The 7,419-nt window shown below is 71.5% G+C and carries 5 protein-coding genes; 1 reads left to right on the plus strand and 4 read right to left on the minus strand.

The genetic code is table 11. From position 1 onward, the window contains the following. Nucleotides 1–49: 49 nt before the first annotated feature. On the minus strand, nt 50–2,014 hold the full coding sequence (locus tag AB0I32_RS27000) for a glycoside hydrolase family 48 protein (protein WP_357511769.1): 1,965 nt from the start codon (nt 2,012–2,014) through the stop codon (nt 50–52). Between the two features lie 172 nt (nt 2,015–2,186). On the opposite strand from AB0I32_RS27000, the gene AB0I32_RS27005 reads away from it, so the two are divergent. Then, nucleotides 2,187–3,362, plus strand: coding sequence for an FAD-dependent monooxygenase (locus tag AB0I32_RS27005; RefSeq protein ID WP_357511771.1), 1,176 nt, complete (start codon nt 2,187–2,189; stop codon nt 3,360–3,362). Between the two features lie 18 nt (nt 3,363–3,380). On the opposite strand, the gene AB0I32_RS27010 is transcribed toward AB0I32_RS27005, so the two are convergent. The 3 genes from AB0I32_RS27010 to AB0I32_RS27020 form a co-directional block, all read right to left on the minus strand. Then, nucleotides 3,381–4,304, minus strand: a complete 924-nt coding sequence (locus AB0I32_RS27010; protein ID WP_357511773.1) for a COX15/CtaA family protein — start codon at nt 4,302–4,304, stop codon at nt 3,381–3,383. Nucleotides 4,305–4,485: 181 nt separating this feature from the next. After that, a complete protein-coding gene (locus AB0I32_RS27015; RefSeq protein ID WP_357511778.1) occupies nt 4,486–5,691 on the minus strand; it encodes a S8 family peptidase in 1,206 nt (401 codons plus the stop codon). Between the two features lie 194 nt (nt 5,692–5,885). Further along, complete coding sequence (locus tag AB0I32_RS27020) at nt 5,886–7,136, minus strand: S8 family peptidase (RefSeq protein ID WP_357511775.1); 1,251 nt, start codon at nt 7,134–7,136, stop codon at nt 5,886–5,888. Nucleotides 7,137–7,419 lie beyond the last annotated feature (283 nt).

Here is a 7,419-nt window from a genome sequence, read left to right on the forward strand (position 1 = left end):
CTGTCCTGCTTGCGCACGGGTCGACCCGTGCGGAAGCAGGACAGGCGCTCTACTTCGCGGCAGTGGGCTGCTGCGTGCCCGCGCCCAGGAGGCGGTCGTACTCCGCCATGGCCGTCGCGACGGCGGTCTGGGCCCAGAACCGGTGGTACGTGAACCGCGGGACGTCGCCGCCGTCCAGGTACTCCCGGACCTCTGCGAACATCGGGTCGTCCGCGTAGAACGACCGGAGGTCCAGGAACGAGACGCCGGACGAGACCTTGTCGCCGTTCGGGTTGGTGCCCGTCCAGCCGCCCGGCACGTAGACGCCGTTGCCGCCGGGCTGGTACTCGTCGTCGAACCGCGCGAAGTCGGCACGGGACTCGACGGTGCCGATGCCCTTCTCGTCGCTGTTCTGCTCCCACATGGCGTCGAGCAGCGCCTTGGCGGTGTCGGCCGCATGCTGGTCACCCGAGGCGGCGGCGTAGTAGATGAGCGCGCGGGCGATGGCGCCGGCCACGCCGACGTCCTGCCCATGGGACGTGACCTCGACGTGCAGACCCGTGTTGGCCCCCGGACCGCCCGGGTTCCAGCTGTCCGGTGCGCCGCTCCACGAGAGCTCGGACGGCACCAGCCACGAGTCGGCCGTCACGGTGATCTCGTCGAGCACCCAGGGCACCCACCTGTCGAGGATGGACTGCGCGCGCTCGTCGCCCGTCTGGTGGTACAGCTGCGCGATCCGCTCCACGGCCCAGCCCTGTACGCCGAACCACTGGGTCGACGGCGGGTCGTGGTGGACCGGCGCCGCGTCGAACGCCATCCCGTAGAACGTCGGCGTGCCCGCAGGGTGCGAGCCGTAGGCCCCGTCCACGCTGTTGGTCGCGCCGCCCGCGATGCCACCCCCCGCGGACTGCAGCCACCGGAAGAACTCGAGCTGCCGGTCCATGCTGGTCGACCAGTCGTCCCGGGCGCTGGGGGAGGCGGGCACGAGGTCGGCGTCGGTGGACAGGGCGTAGGCCGCGAGCGGGTTCTGGTAGCCGAAGTGCGCGTGCGACGAGCCGATGCGCCACGCCCACGGGCCGCTCGTGTCCAGGGCGCCGCCCCACGCGTAGTACCAGGACAGCAGGTAGTGCGCAGAGCCGCGGCCGGAGCCCGCTCCGTGCCCCGTCGACTCGCAGCCGATCTGCTTGAAGTACTTGTCGAACAGCGAGTAGCGCAGGTAGTCGCCCATCTTGGACGCCTTGTACACCGTGCCGGAGATCTCGCCGCCCGCGCCCTGCTCGTTCGCGAACTGCTTGGCCCAGTACACGGCCTCGACGGCGCGGGCGTCGGCGTCGGGCGCGTTGGTGTACTTCCACTGGCGGGCGTAGCTCGCGTCGCCCGTGAACAGGTCGAGGTACCCGTTCGGGCCGCCGTAGGAGAAGTCGTCGATGGCGGGCTGCGGGATGGTCTCCCAGACCGACTCCTGCGGGCCGCGCTGGAACGTGTTGATGTACGACGTGCCCTCGTAGTCCGGGCCCAGCAGCTCGGAGGAGCCGGGCGCCGCGCCGAAGCCGTACACGTTGTCGACGTCGGCCAGCCAGTGCATGCCGTAGACCTCGCTGGTGCCGTAGGTCTGGCGGAGCTCCGCGCCGATCGGGTCCTGCCCGACGTCGACGCCCGAGTCGAGCTGTGCGGGGTAGGCGCTCGGGTGGTCGTGCTCGGGTGCGTACGTGGCGGGCGACGCCGGGTTGTACGCGCCGTTGGTCGGCTGGTTCTCCGTGGTCGGGATCATGTACGCCTCGAGCGTGTCCCATGCGTTGTTGAACGGGCCCCAGTCGCCGGTGACCTGACCGTACGACGCCTCCAGCCAGAGCCAGAAGCTGTACGCCTCCGACGTCGTCTCGTGGCCGTAGTCGGGCGCCTCCACCAGGAGGGTCTCGGCCGAGTGGTAGGGGATGCCCTGCGCGGAGAAGTAGCCGTTGGCGGGGTCGTGCATCTTCGCGTACATGGCCAGGAACCGGTCGGCGTACTTCCCGGTGACCGCACGGGGGTTCATGGCGGGGCCTCCGATGCGTGCGTCGTCGAGCGGCGCTCGCGGCGGGAGCGCTCTTCCGACGGTCGGCGCACCGGGTCCGCACTGGCAACGGACTTAACTGATTCACACCGGCGGGTGCATCATGGGTGCCGCAGCGCATGCCACCGGGTGTGTGGGTGGCCGAGGAGACGTGATGACCAAGAGCGCCGTAGTCGTCGGGGCGGGGATCGCGGGGCTGACAGCGGCGAACGCGCTGCTGCGCTGCGGCTGGGACGTCCAGGTGCTGGAGCGTTCGCCCCAGGCGCGCACCACCGGCGCGGGTATCGTCCTGCTCGCCAACGGGTTGCGCGGCCTGGATGCCGCCGGAGTCGGCGACGCGGTGCGCGCGGTGGGGGAGCGCACCTATCCCGGCACGCTCAGGGACGGCGCGGGCCGCACCCTGGTGCACGTCTCGCCGGAGCAGATCGCGGCACGGTTCGGCACCGTTGCCATCGCGTTCCACCGGCCGAGCCTGCAGGAGGCGCTGCTCGGCGGGCTCGGCGACGTGGCCGTCACCTACGGCGCGTCCGCCGTCGCGGTCGACCCGGGCGACTCCGATCGGCCTGCGACGGTCACCCTCGAGGACGGCTCCACCCTGAGCGCGGACCTCGTGGTCGCGGCCGACGGCATCCGGTCGCGCCTGCGGGGCGCGATCGCTCCCGACGCCGCTGAGCCCGTCTACGTCGGGTCGACCACGTGGCTCGCGGTGCTCGACAACCCGGGGGTCACCGAGATGTCCCAGACCTGGGGCACGGGTGGTGAGTTCGGTCTGATCACGCTCGGCGACGGGCGGCTGTACTGGTACGGGACCCAGGTCGGCCCGGTGGACCGGCCGACGGGCGACCCCGCCGTCGACCTGGCCGCCGCCCGCGCCGCGTTCGCCGACTGGCACGACCCCATCCCCGCGGTCCTGGCCGCCACCCGGCCCGAGCAGGTGCAGCAGCTCGACCTCTACGGGTTCCCCGAGCCGATCCCGCGCATGGCCGGCGGCCGGGTAGCGCTGGTGGGCGACGCCGCGCACGCCATGCCGCCGAACGTGGGCCAGGGCGGCGGACAGGGCATCGAGGACGCGGTGGTGCTGGCGGCGTCGGTCTCGGGCTCGGACTCCGTCGTCGAGGGCCTCGCGGACTACGACCGGGTGCGTCGGCCGCGCACCGCGGGCGTGCTGCGCTCCGCGTGGGCGAGCGCGCGGTTCGGCGAGCAGCTGCGCAACCCGGCGCTCGTCGGGCTGCGCAACGCGGCGCTCAGCGTCGTCCCGGCGCGGCTGATGCTCGACGGCATGGCGCGGTTGGCGAGCTGGACGCCGCCTGTGCTGCCGACGGTGCGCTGAGGTCGCAGAGCCGCAGGCTCACCGCACGCGCGTGGTGAGCACGACGCGGGTCGTACCGGCGATCAGCACCGCCGCGCCGATCATGTGCAGCCCGACCAGCAGCTCCGGCAGGTCGGTGAAGTACTGCACGTACCCGATCAGGCCCTGTGCCAGCGTGATCCCGAGGAGGATGAGGGCGGCGCGCCGCACCGCCGTCGGCCCGCCGCGCACCGACACCAGGTAGGCGACCAGCGCCAGCAGGAACGCCCACACCGCCGCGGCGTGCCACTTGGTCAGCAGCGCCGGGTCGATGGCGATGCGGTAGCCCACCTCGGCGTCGCCGCTGTGCGGGCCGGCGCCCGTGGTGAGGACGCCGAGCACGACGACGACGGCGGTCAGCCCGGCCAGCGTCCAGGCCAGGGCGCGCACGCGCGGCCCGACCACCAGCGTCGGGGCGCTGTCGCCCTCGCCGTGCCGGTGCAGCACGTACAGCGACGCGGCCACGAGCCCCGCCGAGACGCCGAAGTGCAGCGAGACCCAGCCGGGGTGCAGGTGCAGGAGCACCACGACGCCGCCGATCAGGGCCTGCATCAGCACGCCGACGATCGGCACCAGGCCGAGCACGCGGTAGGACGTGGAACGCTTGAGGTCCGTGCAGACCGCGACCGCGAGCAGCACCGCGATGACCCCCAGCACGCCGGTCAGCGTGCGGTTCCCGAACTCGATGTACGGGTGCAGGGTCGTGGCCTCGTGGAACTGCGGGGTGAAGGATCCGGGCTCGCACTGCGGCCACGTGGAGCAGCCCAGGCCCGACTCGGTCAGGCGCACGGCGCCGCCGGTCCCGATGATGCCGATCTGGCCCACCAGGTTCGCGAGGAGGATTGCGCGGGTCCAGTGGCGGAAGCGGTCGACACGTTCGGCGAGCGCGGCGAACCAGGAGGTGGGGGCGGCGGTTGCGGTCACCCCCCAACGCTATCGGCCGACGACGGTGTCGCCTCCCGCACGAGTCCCGGAATCGCTGTGATCCTGACCCGACGAGCTGTCAGGAACACCACCGCCGCCCGCATGACGCGCACGGACGCGTCAGACGCCCCGACCACCGGAGTGATCGGGGCGTCAGACGTCTACGAGGCCGGCTGGATCGTCAGAGACCGGTGACGTTCAGCAGCCGGTTGGGCGAACCGTTGCCCGGGTTGGTCACGACGCCCGTCGTGGCGGCGTTGTTCAGCGTCGTGCCGACCTGGGCCGGCGTGGCGCCCGGGTTGGCGCTGAGCACGAGGGCCGCGGCGCCCGCGACGTGCGGCGTGGCCATCGAGGTCCCGCTGATGGTGTTGGTGGCGGTGGGGCTGTTGTACCAGGCCGACGTGATGCCGGAACCCGGCGCGAAGATGTCCAGGCAGGTGCCGATGTTCGAGTACGAGGCACGGGCGTCCGTGTTCGTGGTGGCACCGACCGTGATCGCCGTCGGGGTGGAGGCGGGCGAACGGGTGCAGGCGTTGGTGGCGGTCTCGTTGCCTGCGGCCACCGCGTAGGTGACACCGTCCGCGACGGACCTGGTGACGGCGTCGTTCAGGGCCTGCGAGAACCCGCCGCCGAGCGACATGTTGGCCACGGCCGGCTGGCCGGCGGCGTGGTCGGCGGTCACCCAGTCGATGCCCGCGATGACGCCGGCGGTGGTGCCGCCCCCGCTGCAGTCGAGCACGCGGACCGCGACGAGCGTGACGTTCTTGGCCACGCCGTAGGACGTTCCGCCCACGGTGCCCGCGACGTGCGTGCCGTGGCCCTGGCAGTCGGTGGCGTTGTTGTCGTTGCTCACGGTGTCCCTGCCGTGGATCGCGCGGCCGCCGAAGTCCTGGTGGGTGGTCAGGATGCCCGTGTCGATGATGTACGCCTTCACACCGGCGCCCGTGCTCGTGTAGGTGTACGAGTTGTTGAGCGGCAGCGCCCGCTGGTCGATGCGGTCCAGACCCCAGGAGGGCACCGGCGTCTGGGTGGCGGTCGCCGTCACCACCTGGTTCTGCTCGACGTACGCGACCGACGGGTCGGCCTCGAGCTGCTTGGCGTCGGCCGCGGACATCGTCGCCGAGAACCCGCGCACGGCGTTGGTGTACGAGCGGTCCACCTTGCCGCCGTACTCCCGCACGAGGCTGCTGGCCGCGCTCCTGACCTGCGTCCTGGCCACGTCGTCCTTGTTGAGCACGACGATGTACGAGTCCTCGACCGCCGCGCCGGCGACAAGCGCGGGCGCCTGCTCCAACGGCGTCGACGCCATCGCCGCTGCGGCCGGTGCCGCTGCGAGGAGGATTGCGATACCGGTGCCGGCGATCAGCCGACGGCGGTTGCTGTGCATGGTCACGTTGCCCCCCTGGGGTATGTAGGTGAGGTGACCCTAAATCGGTAATTTCATCCCGCATACCTCGCAAAAGGGTCATACTTTTCACCTATGGGGGCTTGGGTAGATCTTGACCTGGCCGGAGGTGTGCCAGGCCCTCAGGTCGTCTTCGGTGGCCTGAGGGTCTGGCACGTTGCGGCAGTGGAGGGGTCTCAGAGACCGCTGACGTTCAGCAGCAGGTTGGGCGAGCCGGTGCCCGGGTCGGTGACGACGTCCGGCAGGGCCGCACCCGTCAGGGCGTCGCCGACCTCGGCGGGCGTGGCGGCGGGGTTGCCGCCCAGCACGAGGGCCGCGGCGCCCGCGACGTGCGGCGTGGCCATCGAGGTGCCGCTGATGGTGTTCGTCGCCGTGGTGTCGGTGTACCAGGCCGACGTGATGTCGGTGCCCGGCGCGAAGATGTCCACGCAGCTGCCGACGTTCGAGTACACGGCGCGGGCGTCCGTGTCCTCGGAGGCGCCCACGGTCAGAGCCTCGGGGGTGGAGCCGGGCGAGCCGTCGCAGGCGTCCGCCCCGCTGTCGTTGCCCGCGGCGAGGGCGAAGGTGACGCCGTCCGCGACGGCCGCGGACACCGCGTCGTTCACCGCCTGCGAGAAGCCGCCACCGAGCGACATGTTGGCTACCGCCGGCTCGCCGGCGGCGTGGTCGGCGGTCACCCAGTCGATGCCGGCGATGACGCCGTCGAAGCTGCCCGAGCCGCCGCAGTCGAGCACGCGGACCGCCACGAGCGAGACATCCTTGGCGACGCCGTACTCCGTGCCGCCGACGGTGCCTGCCACGTGCGTGCCGTGCCCGGCGCAGTCGGTGGCGTCGTCGTCGCCGTCGACCGTGTCGATGCCGCTCACGGCGCGGCCACCGAAGTCCTCGTGGGTCGTCAGGATGCCCGTGTCGACGATGTATGCCGTCACTCCCGTGCCGGAGCTGCCGTAGGTGTACGAGTCGTCGAGCGGGAGCCCCGCCTGGTCGATGCGGTCCAGGCCCCAGGACGGGACCGGCGACTGCGTGTCGGTCGCCGTCATCACACGGTTCTGCTCCACGTACGCGACGGACGGGTCGGCCTCGAGCTTCTTTGCCTGGCCGGGCGACATCGACGCGGAGAAGCCGCGCACCGCGTTCGTGTACGAGTGGCGGACCTCGCCGCCGTACTTCTGCACGAGACCACTGGCCGTGCTCCTGACCTCGGACCTGGCGGCGTCGCCGTCCTTCAGCACGACGATGTACGAGTCCTCGATCAGTGCGCCCGCGACGGGCGCCGGTGCCGTGTCGGGCGATGAGGCGGGTGATGTGGCGGGTGCTGCGTCGTGCGCCGACGGCGTCATTGCCGCGGCGGCCGGGGCTACCGCGAGCGCGAGCGCGATGCCCGCACCGGCGATCAGCCGACGGCGGTTGTTGTGGGTGGAAGTCACGTTGCCTCCTGGGGGAGCGTAGGTGAAATGGACCCTAAAGGCGCAGATTTCACCCGCCAACCTCACGAATTGGTCATACCTCCGGCGTATGGGCCTCGGGTAGGTACTTACCCGAACAGGGGCAGCCCACAAGTTCGGTCGCTTGGTGAGTCGTCGCCGTGACTTCGGTCGGTTGCGCTGAGGGGGGGTTAAAGTTGTTTGAAAAAACCAAACAAACCGAAAACCCCCCAAAAAGGCCTTGCGGGCGGGGCGGTGGGACACAAATGGGGGGGGCGCCGGGGGA

The organism is Promicromonospora sp. NPDC050249, assembly GCF_040656015.1.
Taxonomy (GTDB): domain Bacteria; phylum Actinomycetota; class Actinomycetes; order Actinomycetales; family Cellulomonadaceae; genus Promicromonospora.

Excerpts from the sequence above, each read along its gene's own strand:
- AB0I32_RS27000 (WP_357511769.1), bottom strand. The coding sequence starts at position 2,014 with ATGAACCCCCGTGCGGTCACCGGGAAGTACGCCGACCGGTTCCTGGCC.
- AB0I32_RS27005 (WP_357511771.1), top strand. The coding sequence starts at position 2,187 with ATGACCAAGAGCGCCGTAGTCGTCGGGGCGGGGATCGCGGGGCTGACA.
- AB0I32_RS27015 (WP_357511778.1), bottom strand. The coding sequence starts at position 5,691 with ATGCACAGCAACCGCCGTCGGCTGATCGCCGGCACCGGTATCGCAATC.